The sequence below is a fragment of the Dongia sp. genome (assembly GCF_041910485.1).
Taxonomy (GTDB): domain Bacteria; phylum Pseudomonadota; class Alphaproteobacteria; order Dongiales; family Dongiaceae; genus Dongia.
Window position 1 is genome coordinate 88,747 of sequence record NZ_JAYRQR010000014.1, and the last position, 15,595, is coordinate 104,341.

15 protein-coding genes and 2 pseudogenes are annotated in these 15,595 nt (G+C 63.4%); 13 read left to right on the top strand and 4 right to left on the bottom strand.

Annotation, left to right across the window (positions count from 1 at the left end):
* Positions 1–3: 3 nt before the first annotated feature.
* The 4 genes from ACE3PP_RS04915 (at position 4) to bfr (ending at position 3,643) form a co-directional block, all read left to right on the top strand.
* Positions 4–795 (top strand): carbohydrate ABC transporter permease, encoded by a 792-nt coding sequence (locus tag ACE3PP_RS04915; RefSeq protein ID WP_374378558.1) that lies wholly within the window; start codon positions 4–6, stop codon positions 793–795.
* A gap of 18 nt (positions 796–813) precedes the next feature.
* Positions 814–1,140 (top strand): DUF2160 domain-containing protein, encoded by a 327-nt coding sequence (locus tag ACE3PP_RS04920; RefSeq protein ID WP_374378561.1) that lies wholly within the window; start codon positions 814–816, stop codon positions 1,138–1,140.
* An 83-nt stretch (positions 1,141–1,223) separates the two neighbouring features.
* Complete coding sequence (locus tag ACE3PP_RS04925) at positions 1,224–2,948, top strand: ABC transporter substrate-binding protein (RefSeq protein WP_374378564.1); 1,725 nt, start codon at positions 1,224–1,226, stop codon at positions 2,946–2,948.
* 206 nt (positions 2,949–3,154) lie between these two features.
* A complete protein-coding gene (gene bfr, locus ACE3PP_RS04930) occupies positions 3,155–3,643 on the top strand; it encodes a bacterioferritin (protein WP_374378567.1) in 489 nt (162 codons plus the stop codon).
* A gap of 4 nt (positions 3,644–3,647) precedes the next feature.
* Here the strand turns inward: bfr and ACE3PP_RS04935 are convergent, their stop codons facing one another.
* Complete coding sequence (locus tag ACE3PP_RS04935) at positions 3,648–3,848, bottom strand: bacterioferritin-associated ferredoxin (RefSeq protein WP_374378569.1); 201 nt, start codon at positions 3,846–3,848, stop codon at positions 3,648–3,650.
* A 179-nt stretch (positions 3,849–4,027) separates the two neighbouring features.
* Here ACE3PP_RS04935 and hemP point away from each other — a divergent pair, with 179 nt between their 5' ends.
* From hemP to ACE3PP_RS04970, 7 genes are all read left to right on the top strand, one after another.
* Positions 4,028–4,330, top strand: a complete 303-nt coding sequence (gene hemP, locus ACE3PP_RS04940) for a hemin uptake protein HemP (RefSeq protein WP_374378572.1) — start codon at positions 4,028–4,030, stop codon at positions 4,328–4,330.
* A 90-nt stretch (positions 4,331–4,420) separates the two neighbouring features.
* Positions 4,421–5,266, top strand: a complete 846-nt coding sequence (locus ACE3PP_RS04945; protein ID WP_374378574.1) for a dienelactone hydrolase family protein — start codon at positions 4,421–4,423, stop codon at positions 5,264–5,266.
* Positions 5,267–5,396: 130 nt separating this feature from the next.
* Positions 5,397–6,182 (top strand): substrate-binding periplasmic protein, encoded by a 786-nt coding sequence (locus tag ACE3PP_RS04950; protein WP_374378576.1) that lies wholly within the window; start codon positions 5,397–5,399, stop codon positions 6,180–6,182.
* A gap of 14 nt (positions 6,183–6,196) precedes the next feature.
* Positions 6,197–7,096, top strand: a complete 900-nt coding sequence (locus ACE3PP_RS04955; RefSeq protein WP_374378579.1) for a 3-hydroxyacyl-CoA dehydrogenase NAD-binding domain-containing protein — start codon at positions 6,197–6,199, stop codon at positions 7,094–7,096.
* A gap of 55 nt (positions 7,097–7,151) precedes the next feature.
* The gene (nthA, locus tag ACE3PP_RS04960; RefSeq protein ID WP_374378582.1) at positions 7,152–7,793 is read left to right on the top strand and encodes a nitrile hydratase subunit alpha; all 642 of its coding nucleotides are present in this window, start codon (positions 7,152–7,154) and stop codon (positions 7,791–7,793) included.
* Position 7,794: 1 nt separating this feature from the next.
* Entirely contained in the window at positions 7,795–8,451 is a 657-nt protein-coding gene (gene nthB / locus ACE3PP_RS04965; protein ID WP_374378585.1) for a nitrile hydratase subunit beta, read from the top strand.
* Positions 8,438–8,806 (top strand): nitrile hydratase accessory protein, encoded by a 369-nt coding sequence (locus tag ACE3PP_RS04970; RefSeq protein ID WP_374378587.1) that lies wholly within the window; start codon positions 8,438–8,440, stop codon positions 8,804–8,806. Before nthB ends, ACE3PP_RS04970 begins: the two co-directional genes overlap by 14 nt.
* On the opposite strand, the gene ACE3PP_RS04975 is transcribed toward ACE3PP_RS04970, so the two are convergent.
* Positions 8,803–9,255, bottom strand: a complete 453-nt coding sequence (locus tag ACE3PP_RS04975; protein WP_374378590.1) for a YaiI/YqxD family protein — start codon at positions 9,253–9,255, stop codon at positions 8,803–8,805. The genes ACE3PP_RS04970 and ACE3PP_RS04975 overlap by 4 nt on opposite strands.
* The gene (locus ACE3PP_RS04980) at positions 9,256–11,295 is read right to left on the bottom strand and encodes an FAD-dependent oxidoreductase (protein ID WP_374378593.1); all 2,040 of its coding nucleotides are present in this window, start codon (positions 11,293–11,295) and stop codon (positions 9,256–9,258) included. It abuts the gene before it with no gap.
* 353 nt (positions 11,296–11,648) lie between these two features.
* Here ACE3PP_RS04980 and ACE3PP_RS04985 point away from each other — a divergent pair.
* Positions 11,649–13,409: pseudogene (locus ACE3PP_RS04985) on the top strand (DEAD/DEAH box helicase); the annotation flags it as partial.
* A gap of 60 nt (positions 13,410–13,469) precedes the next feature.
* Here the strand turns inward: ACE3PP_RS04985 and ACE3PP_RS04990 are convergent.
* Positions 13,470–13,883: pseudogene (locus ACE3PP_RS04990) on the bottom strand (hypothetical protein); the annotation flags it as partial.
* 258 nt (positions 13,884–14,141) lie between these two features.
* On the opposite strand from ACE3PP_RS04990, the gene ACE3PP_RS04995 reads away from it, so the two are divergent.
* The coding region (locus ACE3PP_RS04995; RefSeq protein WP_374378595.1) for a HAMP domain-containing protein at positions 14,142–15,595 on the top strand (1,454 nt) is incomplete at its 3' end.

Here is a 15,595-nt window from a genome sequence, read left to right on the forward strand (position 1 = left end):
GCGATGAAAAGCCGCCACCTCATCCTCGCTGCCTATCTCGTCTTTCTGATGCTGCCGATCTATTGGCTCATCAACATGAGCTTCAAGACGACGACCGAGATCACGACGTCGATGACCCTGTTCCCAACGGCGCCGACCCTGCAGAACTATCACGAGATCTTCACCAATCCGGCCTGGTTCGACGGTTTCGTCTTTTCGCTGACCTATGTCGCGATCAACACCGTGATCTCGATCCTGGTGGCGCTGCCCGCAGCCTATGCCTTCTCGCGCTACCGCTTCATGGGCGACAAGCATCTTTTCTTCTGGCTGCTCACCAACCGCATGGCGCCGCCGGCCGTGTTCGCGCTGCCTTTCTTCAATCTCTATTCGGCGGTCGGCCTCTTCGACACGCCCTGGGCCGTGGCGTTGGCGCATTGCATCTTCAACGTGCCGCTGGCGGTCTGGATCCTGGAAGGCTTTATGTCGGGCGTCCCGCGTGAAATCGATGAGACGGCCTATCTCGACGGCTATTCCTTCCCGCGCTTCTTCGTGAAGATCTTCGTGCCGCTCATTGCCTCCGGCATCGGTGTCGCCGCGTTCTTCTGCTTCATGTTCTCGTGGGTTGAGCTGCTCTTGGCCCGCACGCTCACCAACAACCAGGCGATCTCGTCGATCATGACGCGCACGGTCTCCGCCTCCGGCGTTGATTGGGGACTTCTCTCGGCGGCCGGCGTGCTGACCCTCATTCCCGGCGCCCTCGTCATCTGGTTCGTCCGCAACTACATCGCCAAGGGCTTTGCCCTGGGCCGCGTCTAAGGAAGGAGGGCCAAGACAATGGAAACAGCATGGATGGCCTGGACCTGGCAGACGGGTCTCTTCTTCGCCCTCATCGCCAGCGTGCTCATCGTCATGACGCTGCTGGCGATCTTCAAACCGGAGACCGAGCGTGTGGGCGTCTTGCGCATTCCGACGACGCGCGGCGATCGCCTGTTCATTTCGCTGCTGAGTGCGGCCTTCATTCACATCTTCTGGGTCTACCTCATGGGCAGCGAGCCGATCACCACGCTGCCGATCGGTGAGGAAGGCTTTGAGGTGACGAGTGTCTGGATCGCCACATTGATTTCCCTGGGGTTTGCCGGCGCCGTCTTTCGCTGGGTTTGACCGCAGGGTTCGAGAAGACCGGCCTGGGTTAGCGTGCATCTCGGGCAGGTCGGCAAGTCAATCGCACGCATGGAGGAACTGGCATGAAAATCCGTTCAGGGGTGTCGGCAGCGGTCCTGCTGCTGGTCCTCGGTCCGGTCCCGGCCCTGGCAGACGAAGCCGCGGCGAAGAAGTGGATCGATTCCGAGTTCCAGCCGTCGACCCTGTCCAAAGAAGACCAGATGAAGGAGATGGAGTGGTTCATCAAGGCCGCTGAACCCTTCAAGGGCATGGAGATCAACGTCGTCTCCGAAACCATCACGACTCACGCCTACGAGTCCGAAGTGCTGGCCAAGGCCTTCAGCGAAATCACCGGCATCAAGCTGAAGCACGACCTCATCCAGGAAGGTGACGTCGTCGAAAAGATCCAGACGCAGATGCAGTCCGGCAAGAACATCTACGATGCCTGGGTCAACGATTCCGATCTCATCGGCACGCACTTCCGCTACAAGCAGGCGATTCCGCTGACCGACTGGATGGCGGGCGAGGGCAAGGATGTTACCGACCCCTATCTCGACCTGAAGGATTTCATCGGCCTTTCCTTCACGACCGCGCCCGATGGCAAGGTCTATCAGCTGCCCGACCAGCAGTTCGCGAACCTCTATTGGTTCCGCTACGACTGGTTCACCAATCCGGAATACAAGGCGAAGTTCAAAGCCAAGTACGGCTACGACCTCGGCGTGCCGGTCAACTGGTCGGCCTATGAAGACATCGCCGATTTCTTCACCAACGACATCAAGGAAATCGACGGCGTCAAAGTCTATGGCCACATGGACTACGGCAAGAAGGACCCGTCGCTGGGTTGGCGTTTCACCGACGCCTGGCTCTCGATGGCGGGCTCCGGCGACAAGGGCATTCCGAACGGTCTGCCGGTCGACGAATGGGGCATTCGCGTCGAAGGCTGCCACCCGGCGGGTTCGACGGTCGAGCGTGGTGGCGACACCAACGGTCCGGCTGCCGTCTACTCGATCGAGAAGTATGTCGAGTGGCTGAAGAAGTACGCCCCGGCGAATGCTGCCGGCATGACCTTCTCTGAATCGGGCCCGGTCCCGGCGCAGGGTGCGATTGCCCAGCAGATGTTCTGGTACACCGCCTTCACCGCCGACATGGTGAAGCCCGGTCTGCCGGTCATGAATGCCGACGGTACGCCGAAATGGCGCATGGCCCCGTCGCCGCACGGTGCCTATTGGCAGGAAGGCATGAAACTCGGCTATCAGGACGCCGGTTCGTGGACGCTTCTGAAGTCGACCCCGGTCGACCGCCGCAAGGCGGCCTGGCTCTATGCCCAGTTCGTCACCTCGAAGACGGTCAGCCTGAAGAAGAGCCATGTCGGCCTGACCTTCATCCGCGAGAGCGACATCTGGGACAAGAGCTTCACCGAGCGTGCGCCGCAGCTTGGCGGTCTGATCGAGTTCTATCGCTCGCCGGCCCGCGTGCAGTGGACCCCGACCGGCACCAACATTCCTGACTATCCGAAGCTGGCACAGCTTTGGTGGCAGAACATTGGTGATGCCTCGTCGGGCGCCAAGACCGCGCAGGCGGCCATGGACAGCCTCGCCGCCGCTCAGGACAAAGTTCTTGAGCGTCTCGAGAAGTCCGGTGTTCAGAAGGAATGCGGTCCGAAGCTCAACCCGAAGAAGTCGGCCCAGGAATGGTTCGACGCACCGGGCGCTCCGTTCCCGAAACTCGCCAATGAAAAGCCCAAGGGCGAGACCATCGACTACGACACCCTGATCAAGAGCTGGCCGGCCTCGCCGCCCCAGCAGTAAGGATCACGGTATCGCTGATCGGGAATGAACCCTCCCGCTGGCTGAAACTGGAAGGCCGGACCGCAAGGTCCGGCCTTTTCTTTGTCGCGCAGGAGGCGCTGATGATGCTTCGCAATTGCAGTCGATTCGTGCTTTGGCCTGGTGATCGACCGCGTTAAACTGCACGTCAGACAGCTTGCAATGCGATGGCAGGGAGAGATCGAGCCATGAAGGGTGACAAAAAGGTCATTCAGCTTCTCAATAAGGTGCTGAAGAACGAACTGACCGCCATCAATCAGTATTTTCTGCATGCCCGTACCTTGAAGCATTGGGGCATGAAGAAGCTCGGCGAGGTGACGTATCACGAATCGATCGACGAGATGAAACACGCCGACAAGCTGATCGAGCGCATCCTGTTCCTCGACGGCCTTCCCAATCTCCAGGATCTCGGCAAGCTGATGATCGGCGAGAATGTGAAGGAAATTCTCACCTGCGATCTCAAGCTTGAGATGGCGAACTACCCTGACCTCAAGACCGGCATCGCGCTGTGCGAGGAGGTGGGGGATTATGTCAGCCGTGAATTGCTGACCGAAATTCTCGAGTCAGAGGAAGAGCATATCGACTTCCTCGAGACGAACCTCGAACTCATCGAGAAGATGGGGCTGCAGAACTACATCCAGTCGCAGTACGAGGCCGGCGAGAGCGGCGGCTCCTGAACCGCTACTCGGCTGCGAGCGGCAGGGAGGCTTCGCCGGCTGGCTTTGTGCCGTCGACGATCTCCTGTGCCGTGGGCAGGCACAGGCCGCAGCAAGGGCCGTTGCCCAGCGCTTCATAGACTTTGCGTGCGCAGGTCAGGCCGCCCGACTGGGCGGTGCGCTCGATCTCGCTATCGCGGTACCCATTGCAGATGCACACATACATCGGCTTGCTCGATCCCGTGCCGGGCTACGCCCGGGCGCCAAAGTGACTGCTGCTATTTTGTCTTTCTGCGAATGATTGTCAATATCACTTGCGGGTGATCCGGCGATTTGATATCCCTGACTCCAGTTGCGAATGGTTCGCAACTGATCCGTAACCGATCGTTCAGGAGTCAGCGTCCCATGAACCGCCCTGCACAAGTTAATGCGGCCCAAATTCGCACGGTCGATCGCCCCATCGTCGAATATCGCAGCCTTGGCGCCAGCCCCAGTCCGATGAACCTGGCGCGCCAAGCGCACCAGCCCCAGATCCAGCAGGGCCAGCAGAACGGCCTTGTCCATGTGGCCGGGCGCGCCCAAGCCCCTGTGGCGACCGTTCCCCTGCAAGCGATCCTCAAGGGGGCGCGGGAAGCCATCATCGACTTCAACGGGGCTGCCTATCGCCTGCGTATCACCCGCAACCACCGCCTGATCCTGACCAAATAACCGACCCAATCAAGTAAAGGGCACTGGATTGCCCGGCGCGGCGTTCTATATCCCCAGGTTCTCGTCAAAACGCGAACAGGGGAGGCACCCATGAATCAGCGTGTGATCGATCTCTTTGACCGGTACACTCATGGTGAAATGGATCGCCGCGCCTTTCTGGACCGGTTGGCCAAGCTGGCCGGATCGTCGGCTGCGGCGCTGGCACTCCTGCCGGTGCTCGAAAACAACTACGCCAAGGCCGATCTTCTCCCTGAAGGCGATTCCCGGATCAAGACCGAAACCGCGGAACTCGCTGGATATCAGGTCTATCTCGCGCGGCCGGCGACGGGTGACAAATTCCCCGCCGTGCTTGTCATTCACGAAAATCGCGGCCTCAACCCGCATATCAAGGACGTGACCCGCCGTCTGGCGGCCGAGGGGTTCCTCGCTGCCGGCGCCGATTTCCTGACGCCCGCCGGCGGCACACCGACGGATGAGGACAAGGCACGCGAGATGATCGGCGCCCTCGACAAGGCCAAGACCGAGGAAGGTGCCCGCGCGATCGCCGCCGCGCTGCGGACGCATGAGTCCGGCAATGGCAAGGTCGGCGCCATCGGCTTCTGCTGGGGCGGCGGCCTCGTCAACCGCCTCACCGTCACCGATCCGACCCTTGATGCGGCGGTTGCCTATTACGGCATGCAACCCGATGCCGCGGATGTGGCGAAGATCAAGGCGCCGTTGCTCCTCCACTATGCGGGGCTCGACGAGCGCATCAACGCCGGCATCCCCGCCTATGAAGCGGCCCTCAAGGCCGAGGGCAAGACCTACCAGCTGTTCATGTATGACGGCGTCAATCACGCCTTCAACAACGACACCAATGCGGCGCGCTACAACAAGGATGCGGCGGACTTGGCCTGGTCCCGGTCTGTGGCCTTTCTCCACGAGACTCTTGGTTGAGTGTCCAGATGGAACAACGCGAATAAGATGTAAGTCCTTCTGCCGCCTTGTTATTTCTTCCTTAATGCCTGCGCCGCTAGGTTCGTAACAATTGGCGGGTCCTTCGACCCGCTCTCAGCTGGAACAGGGAATGATGCGCGCCCCTCTTCATGGGCTCCGCCTGCTAGGACTGACCACGGGGCTGCTGGTCGCGGCCGTTTCCGTGTGCGTCTCGCCCAGTGCGGCCGATGGGCGGCGCGTGGTGCTGGCCTGCAACGACTTCCCACCATTGAAGATCGAGCATCCGGGGCCAGACGGCCGGCAGGGGACCGATGTCGACGCGATCCAGGAGATCGGCCGCCGCACGGGCATCATGTTCGAGACACGGTTCACTCCCTGGAAGCGCGGCTATGCCGAGGCAGCGGACGGCACCGTCGACGGTCTGTGCAGCTGCTCCTACCGCGAGGACCGCGCCCCGCTGTTCCATTTTACCGACGCCATCGGGGAGACCTCGGTCGGCATCTTTCATGCACGTCACGCTGAAATCCATCCGATCGCGTCTCTGGCGGATCTGACGCATGAAGCGCAAGGCAAAGTCGCGGTGGTCAAGGGCTACAATCTCGAAGCTGAACTCGAAGAGGCAAAGATCCCGCACTTCGCCGTGAGCGGCGACCAGCAGGCCCTCGAGATGCTGCGCAACGATCGCTTCGACCATCTCTATTCCTTCCGCGCGCCGATCGAGTTCATCGCTGATCATGACGGCGATCATCTCCCTTATACCGAGCTGCGGTCATCGCCCTATTTCATCTGCCTATCCAAGAACGTGCCGGAGATGGCACCGCTGGTTCCGGCGATCAATAAAGCCATCGCCGCGATGAAAGCGGACGGCACCTTCGATGCGATCCAGCGCCGCTACGGCCAAACGCCGATCAACTGAGATAGCTGGCGCGCATGGGGGATATCGCCGTCATCGGCTGCGGCCTCATCGGGGCGGCATGGTCAGCACTTCTTCAGCATCATGGCCACAACGTCCAGGCCTTCGATCCGGACGCGCTCCGCCGCGCCGATCTTCCGTCCCGTGTCGCCAAGCTGAAGGCACAATTGGCGACCCTGGCGCCCGCGGAGAGCGGTGCGCTGCTCGTCGCCGATACGCTGTCGGCCGCCGTGACGAATGCCGACTATATTCTGGAATCAGCCCCCGAGCGCCTCGATCTCAAGATCGATCTCCTGCGGGCGATTGATGTCGCTGCGCCGGCCGAGGCGATCATCGCCACCAGCACCTCGTCGCTCCTCCTCAGCGACATGGTGCGGGATGTGCGGCACAAGGCGCGCTGCATCGTGGCGCATCCGTTCAATCCGCCGCATCTCATGCCGCTGGTCGAATTGTTCGGCACCGATCCTGGCGTGCTCGACCGGGCTGATATCTTCTTCCGCGCCCTCGGCAAGGTGACGGTACGCCTCAAGAAGGAAATGCCGGGGCATATCGCCAACCGCCTCGGGGCGGCCCTGTGGCAGGAGGCTGTGCATCTGGTCGCGAGCGGCGTTGCCGATGTCGGCGATATCGACGCCGCGCTCATTCATGGGCCGGCCATGCGCTGGGCGATCCAGGGCACGCATCTTACCTATCATCTGGGCGGCGGGCCGGGCGGCATCCGGCACTATCTCGACCATCTCGGTCCCAGCCAGGAACGGCGCTGGGCCAATCTCGGCAAGGTCGAACTTACCGCCGATGTGAAGAACATGCTCATCGCCGGTATCGAAATTGAAGCTGCCGGCCGCTCGATTGCCGATCTTGAAGCCGAGCGCGACCGGTTTCTGATCGATCTCCTCAAACTGCGCGATCATCTCTAGACGCGGCCGCTTTGCCATGCCGATAATGCGGCAAACCGCAAGGACGGCACGGACGATGACCAGCAGCTACGATTCCAAGAAGATCACCGAGATCCACCAACACCTGCACAGCGAATTGCCGAGCGATCCGGCGTTGCGCGTCAAGGCCTTGGAAAGCCTGCTGGTCGAAAAGGGCATGGTCGACAGCACCGCCGTCGATGCCTGGATCGATCTCTATGCCGAAGAGATCGGCCCCAAGCGCGGCGCCCGCGTGGTGGCGCGCGCCTGGACCGATCCCGCCTTCAAGGCGCGGCTCATGGCCGACGGCACGGCGGCCATTTCCGAATTCGGCTATCAGGGCCATGCGACGGGGCACCTCGTCGCCGTCGAGAACACCGACAAGGTCCACAACCTCGTCGTCTGTACGCTGTGCTCCTGCTATCCCTTCTCGCTCCTTGGCATGTCGCCCGGCTGGTACAAGTCGCAGGAATACCGCTCCCGCGCCGTGCGCGACCCGCGCGGCGTGCTGAAGGAATTCGGCATCGATCTTGCCGGCGATGTCGAGGTGCGCGTCTGGGATTCGACGGCGGAACTTCGCTATCTCGTCGTGCCGCAGCGACCTGCCGGCACCGAGACGCTGGGCGAGGAGGCGCTTGCGGCGCTCGTCACCCGCAACTCCATGATCGGCACAGATCGCCACCTGAAAGCGGGGGCCTGACATGTCGCGCGTTCATGACATGGGCGGCCAATTGCCCGCCGGCCGCATCGTGATGGATGCGGATGAGCAGCCCTTCCATGCCGAGTGGGAGGCTCGCATGTGGGGCCTCAACGAGGCGATGTGGGGACCGGACAGCTGGACGCTCGATTGGTGGCGCTATGTGCGCGAACTCATCGACCCCGGCGACTATCTCAACCGGCCCTATTTCGATCAGTGGATGCAGACGTTCGCCGCGATGATGGTCGATTCCGGCATCGCCACGGTGGCCGAGATCGCCAGCGGGAAAAGCGATGGCTCGCGACCGCTCGAAGCAAGCCAGATGCACGCCGCCGATGTGGCGAAAGCGGCGCGGACGACGCGCGATTTCCGACGCCCCGCTGCGACGGCGCCGACCTTCAAGCCCGGTGACAAGGTGCGCACGCGTTTCTTGAGCGAAGGCTTCCATACGCGCCTTCCCGCCTATGCGATGGGAAAGGTCGGCACCATTCATGCCTATCGCGGCAACCATCTCTTCCCCGATGCCGGCGCCAAGGGCCAGGAAGTGGCGCAGCATCTCTATACCGTCTCCTTCGCGGCAGCCGATTTGTGGCCGGAAGGGTTGGGGCGCAAAGACAACATCTTCGCCGACCTGTGGGAGAGCTATCTTGAGCGCGCCTGATCTGCTGGCCGCCACCGGTACGCCCGGCCCGCTGCTGGCCCGCGATGGCGAGGCGCTCTTTGCCGAACCCTGGCAGGCGCAGATCGTCGCCGTGGCGGCGGCGATGGTCGAGAAGGGGCGTTTCTCCGCCAATGATTGGTCGAATGCGCTGGGTGCCGAGATCCGCCGCGCGCTTTCCGGCGGCGCCCCCGACAATGCCGCCACCTATTACCAATGCGTGCTCGCGACCGTCGAGACCCTGGTCAAACAGGCAGCCTTCGCCAGTGCCGAGGAACTCAGTGTCCGCAAGAACCAATGGATCGAGGCCTATGAGCACACGCCGCACGGCCAGCCGGTGACGCTGGACCGCCGCTAACCCCGTTTCGCCTTCTGCACCAGCGCTTCCAGTGCATTGAGGAAACGTGAACGGTCGGCGGCGCTGAAGGCTGGGCCGCCGCCCTTGATCTCACCCATGTCACGCAGCTGGCTCGAGAGTTCACGCATGGCCAGCGCCGTCCCGATGCTGTTCTCGGTGAAGGGCTTGCCGGTCGGTCCCAGCACCAACGCGCCGGACTTGATGCAACGGTCGGCCAACTGAATATCCGCCGTCACGACGATGGTGTTGGGGCCGGCGCGTTCGGCGATCCAATCGTCGGCGGCATCGAACTTGTCGCTCACCACCACATTGCGGACAAGCGGATTGCCGCTCGGTCGGATCCCGCTGTTGCTGACCAGATACACTGTCATTTCGTGACGCGTCGCCACGCGCTCGATCTCGGCCTTGACCGGACAGGCATCGGCATCGACAAGGATTTCGGTCGCCATCTATGACACCAGGGCGCGATCGCGCCTGAAAATGGTCTCGCCGGCAAGCTCCCGTGCCGCGCGATGCCCGTCATGAACGGCGGTCGCAATGAAGGCCGGTGCCTTGCAATCGCCGATGCGCGTGATGCTCTTGATGCCGGCGGAGGTGTTACTCTCCGGATCGGCGCAGAGTGAGCGCCACAGCTCATCGTTCGGCTCGCGCGAGGTGACGGGGACGAAGCCGTTGCAGGCGATCTCGTGCTTGCGGCCGGTGAAGACGCAAGCGAGCTCGGCGCTGCCGGACATCAACGCCGTCACGGCATGGCTGACGACGATCTTGACGCCGCTCTCGATGAGGCGCGCTTGGGCCAGATGCTGCTCGTTGGTATAGAACGACCAGGCGGAAACGAGGCCAGCCGTCGCTACATAGGTCACATCCAGACCCTCCTTGGCCAGCAGTTCGGCCAGGGCGCTGGCCATGATGTAACCCTCATCGTCGAAGATGACGATGGGACCGCTGGGCCGTGTGCCGGCCATGATCTCGTCGGGGCTGAGGGTGCGCGCATCGGCAAAGCTCGGCACCACTGCGGAATGGGTGCGGCCGATTCCGTTCTTGTGCCAATGGCTTCCCGTCGCCGTGAAGACGTGGGCAGCGCCGATCTCGCGCACATCGGCTGCGTTCATGCGGCTTTCGCGGAAGATCTCCACATTGCCGAGCTTCGAGAGCTGATGCGCCCGGTAATCCCGCACGCGGATCCATTCGCGCAAGCCGGGCAATTGCGCCTCGGCCAGCACGCGGCCGCCGAGATCGCGCGCGGCTTCCGCCAGCATCACTTCATGGCCTTGGCGGCCCAGCGTCAGGGCGGCTTCGAGACCTGCCGGTCCGGCACCGACGACCAGCATCTTTTCTGGGGTCGCGGCACGCGTCACGATTTCCGGATGCCAGCCGCGCCGCCATTCTTCACCCATGGTCGGGTTCTGCGTACAGCGCAGCGGCACGCCTTGGATGTTGCTGGCATAGCAGATGTTGCAGCCGATACATTCGCGGATATCGTCCATCCGCCCTTCGGCGATCTTCTTCGGCAGGAAAGGGTCGGCGATCGAGGGGCGCGCGGCACCGATCAGGTCGAGCGTCCCCGATTTGATGAGCGACAGCATCGATTCCGGCGCCGTATAGCGCCCGACGCTGAGAACCGGCTTCTTCACCCGCGCCCGCACATCCTTCAGGAAAGGTTCCAGCGAGCCTTGGGCGTGAAAGCGCGAGACGCCCATCTCCTGCCCGTAATCGCTGATGGTGACGTCGAACAGATCGGGCAGGTCTTTGATCATCTCGAATAGAGCGATCTTCTCGCCGGTGGGGTCGCTCCCTGGCGCCACCTCGTCGTCGAGTTCGATACGCACGGCGACCGCGCATGTGTCGCCGACGGCCTCCTTGGTCTCATCGAGCAATTCAAGGAGGATGCGGGCGCGGTTCTCCAGCGATCCGCCATAGGCATCGTCCCGCTGGTTCTGCGCGCGGTTGAGGAATTGCGCGATGAGATAGCCGTGCGCGGCATAGACATAGACGATATCGAAGCCGGCTTCCTTGGCGCGCAGGGCCGCTGCCTTGTGGGCGCGGCGATAGTCGCGGATGTCGGCGAGGTCCATGCGCCGGCTCTGCACCGGTGCCTTGCCGGCCATCTGGCTCATCGGTCCCATCGGCGTCACGCGCGAGAGCAGGTTCGAGGACCGGAAACCACCATGCCACAACTCGATGGCGGCAAGCGCCCCGTGCTGGTGCACCCCATGCGCCATCTTGGCAAGATTGCGCACATCGCCCTGGTCCCAGATCGTGGCGTAGGGCGAGGGAAGATCGTCGGCCGACGGGTCGATCGAACAATATTCGGTGGAAACCGTGCCCCAGCCGCCCTCGGCCTTCACGGACCGCATCGCCGCCAGCGTTTCGGGCAGCGCGAAGCCCATGCCGGTACAATGCGGCACCTGGTAGAAGCGGGTGGGGGCCGTGACGGGGCCGATCCGGATCGGCTCGAAGAGGGGATCGAAACGCGGCTCGCGTGGCATGGGCTTTCCTGGTCGCTGGCGTGTTAAGCGCCGCCACTCTGCCCGGATTCGCCGGTGTGCGGCAAGCTGGCCTCTGAAATCCTTGGACTTTCCGGCCATGCGTTGCCGGGACCCCCGCCCGGCGCAGATGAAGAGTGGCGCTTTGCGGGCGAACCCTGTATCAAGCGCGCTTAACCGATAGGCGCGCCGCCGAACGGGTCAGACATCCGCTAAATCGATCATGCCATCCAAAGGGGCAGGTGATCGTCGGATGGGCCGGTTGAGAAGGTGCCCCGTCACGTATGAACCGGCACCTTACCCAACCTCGCGCGCTGCGCCAGGCTGGCGCCCTTATTTTTCCAGATCGGACTATTATGCCATTCCCCACGACCCATCCGGCGCTCGAACGAGCCTTGACCGCGCGCGCCTATAACGAACCCACCGCCGTGCAATCCGCTGTGCTGGCGGAAGATGCCGCTGGCCGCGACCTTCTCGTCTCGGCGCAGACCGGCTCCGGCAAGACCGTGGCCTTCGGTCTTGCGATGGCGGCGACGCTGCTGGGCGAAGCCGAGCGCTTCGAGCGCGCGGCGGAACCCCTGGCCCTCATCATCGCGCCGACGCGCGAACTGGCGATGCAGGTCCATGCCGAGCTTTCCTGGCTCTACGCCGAAGCCGGCGCCCGCGTCATCTCCTGCGTCGGCGGCATGGATGCCCGCGCCGAACAGCGCCAATTGGCGATGGGTGCCCATATCGTCGTCGGCACGCCGGGCCGTCTTCGTGACCATCTCGAGCGCGGCCGCCTCGACATTTCCGCGCTGCGCGCCGTCGTGCTCGACGAAGCGGATGAGATGCTCGATCTCGGTTTCCGCGAGGATCTTGAATTCATTCTCGACGCGACGCCGAAATCGCGCCGCACCTTGCTGTTCTCGGCCACCATCGCCAACGAGATCGCGACGCTCGCGCGCACCTATCAGGAAAACGCGCTGCGCATCGACACCCAGGTCCGCAATCAGGCGCATGGTGACATCGAATATCGCGCCGTCCGCGTGGCACCCACGGATGTGGATCACGCCATCGTCAACCTGCTGCGCTTCTATGAAGCGCGCGCCGCGATCATCTTCTGCCACACGCGCGAAGCCGTGCGCCACCTCCATGCCAGCCTTTCCGAGCGCGGCTTCTCCGCCGTGGCGCTTTCGGGTGAACTCAGCCAGGCCGAGCGCACCCATGCGCTGCAAGCCTTGCGTGACGGCCGCGCCCGCGTCTGCGTCGCGACCGATGTCGCCGCCCGCGGTCTCGATCTGCCCGATCTCAGTCTCGTCATCCATGCGGATCTTCCGCGCGAAAAGGCGACGCTGCTGCACCGTTCCGGCCGCACCGGCCGTGCCGGCCGCAAGGGCATTTGCGCCCTGATGGTGCCCTACACGCGCCGCCGCCAGTTGGAGCGCCTGCTGGCGCTCGCCAACATCAAGGCCATCTGGCAGGACCCGCCCAAGGCCGAGGAAATCCGCGCCCGCGACCAGGAGCGCATGCTGGATGAACCCTTCCTGAAGGAAGAGACCAGCCCTGAAGATTTGACGCTTGCCAAGACCTTGTTGGAAAGCCGTTCGGCCGAAGATATCGCGGCGGCACTCATCCGCCTCTACCGGGTCCGCCTGCCGGCGCCGGAAGATCTTTTCGACGCGCCCGATTTCACCGACCGCCGCTTCGACCGGCCCGATCGCCCCGAGCGTCCCGAGCGTGGCCCTCGCGAGTCCGGCCCCGTCGCCTGGTTCCGCCTCGACGTCGGCCGCGACAACAATGCCGATCCGAAATGGCTCATCCCGCTGATCTGCCGCCGCGGCCATATCACCAAGCGCGAGATCGGCTTCATCAAGATTCTCGACAACGAAACCAAGTTCGAGATCGCGGCCGAGGTCGCCGAGCGCTTCCAGGCCGCCATTGCCAAATCGGCCGGCAATGAGGAAGGCCGTATCGAACCGACGACACCGTTCGAAAAGGGCGACAGCGCCAATGCCGGCCGCCTCGAGCGCCCGCGCAAGAGCTTCAAACCCGAGCGCAGCGAGTCTTTCCGTGGCGAGCGCAGTGAGCGCCCGCGCGGTGAGCGTTCCTTCGGTGACCGCCCGCGTTCGGATCGTCCGCGCTCGGATCGCCCCCGTGAAGATCGCCCCCGTGAAGATCGTCCCCGTGAAGATCGTCCCCGTGAAGATCGTCCCCGCTCGGATCGTCCCCGCGAGGATCGACCCGGTGAAGATCGCCCGCGCGACTTCCGGCCGCGCGAGGAGGGTGATCGTCCGGGCAAGCGACCCTTCGCCGCCAAGCGCAATGAAGGCTATGCCCGCCCGCCGCGCGAGGATCGCAAACCCTTTGGCGATGAAGGTGGCAACACCTATCGCGGCAAGCGGTCGAACAACCCGAAATTCGCCAACGCCGCGCCGGCCGAATCCGGCGAGCGCGCCTCGTTCGAGAAGAAGCCTTTCGACAAGAAGCCCTATGACAAGGGACGTCCCGACAAGAAGCCGTTCGAGAAGACCCGCTTCGAGGGTCCGCGCTCTGATGGGTATCGGACCGACCGGCCGAAGTTCGACGCCGGCAAGGGCAAGAAGCCGCATCGCAAGGGCCAGCGCCGACCGGCCTGAAACGGCCAAGCGCGCATCCTTGCCGGCACAACTCCGGCAAGGCCTTCTGCGGCTCTCTCTAAATCAAAAGTTATTGTCGCTTTGGACGTGCGGCGAACCAGACACAGGTTCGCCGCAAATCGTCACGGGTGATGGCGCTCCCATACACGGGAGGGTGCGGCCGCTAACGGATTCTTAATAGCGCTAAACCGACAAAGGATGCCGATATCCCGAATATTAGGAGAGAGTCCCTTGTTCGATCGGCTTTCTGTCAATGCGATCCTGAAATCGGTCGTCGTCACCCTGGCGGCGCTTGTGACCCTGATGCTGGGCCTCGATGCTTGGTCTTCCTGGCGCGCCGTTGCCGCTTCCGAGCGCATTGAGCGCGTGTCCGAGGCGGCGACCTTCGCGTTCCAGGCGATGCACAATTTGCGCACCGACCGCTCGACCACGCTGCGCGGGCTCGATACCGAAGCACCGATCAACAGCACGGCGCTCGCGGCGCTCGATAAGTATCGCAACGCCGAAATGCCGGCGCTGGCCTCGGCCACGCAATTGCTGGCCGAAATCGACTATCCCGACAAGGCGGCGCTCTTTGCCGCGACACAGTCCCTCACGGTCGAGATTGAGAAGCTGCAGCCCGTCTCGCGCGAGGCGGCGCAGAAGCCCAAGGCCGAGCGGCCCGCCGACCTCTCCGCCCAATATAAGAAGGTCGCGACCGATCTCATCAGCAATCTCGATGCCACATCCCAGGCCTTGACCGCCTCGGTCAAGCATCAGGATGCCTTCATCGATCAGATGCTGGCGATGCGGCAGCTCGCCTGGATGGTACGCAACATCGGCGGCGATGCCTCGCTCATGGTCTCCAACGCGATGGGCGCCGGCAAGGCGGACGAAGCGACGGCCGCCAAGTATCACCATTCCGTTGCCGGGTCCGAGGCGGCGTGGAAGGCACTTGAGTCCCAAGCCTTCGGCGTGACGCTGCCGCCGGTGCTGGCCGACGCCATCGATTTTGCCCAGAAGAACTATTTCGATCCCACCTATACCGCGACCCGCGAAAGCCTGATGGATCAGCTGGTCAAGGGCGAAGCGCCGTCGATGAATGTCGACGACTGGACCGACCTCACCGTCGGCCGGCTGGGCGCCCTGCTCAAGGTCGCCGAAGGTGCGCTCGAGGGTGCCAAGGCGCATGCGGCCGAGGCTCATTCCTCGGCCATGCGTGCACTCGTCATCCAGAGCGTGCTGTTGCTGGGTGCCGTCGCGCTGGCGCTGGGTTCGCTGCTGCTGATCGGTCGCCGCGTCATCCGCCCGCTTAACGTCATCCGTGACGCGATGCTGCGCGTGGCGTCCGGTGACCTCACCGGCGAGGCGGTCTTCTCCGCTCGCCGCGATGAGATCGGCGCCCTGGCTGGTGCGCTCGCGACCTTCCGGCAGAATGCCGAGGACAAGGCACGCTTCGAGGAAAAGCAGAAAGTGCAGCTCGAGGAAGACCGCCGCCGTCAGCAGGCGATCGAGACCAGCATCCGCAGCTTCGAGCAGAATGTGAAATCGGCGCTCGATGCCCTGGCCGGTTCCTCGCGCCAGATGCTCGATACCTCGAACAGCATGTCCCAGGCGGCCGAGCGCAGCAACGCGCAGGTGAAGGTTGTGGCCTCCGCCTCGACCGAGGCCTCGTCCAACGTCGAAACCGTGGCGGCCGCGTCCGA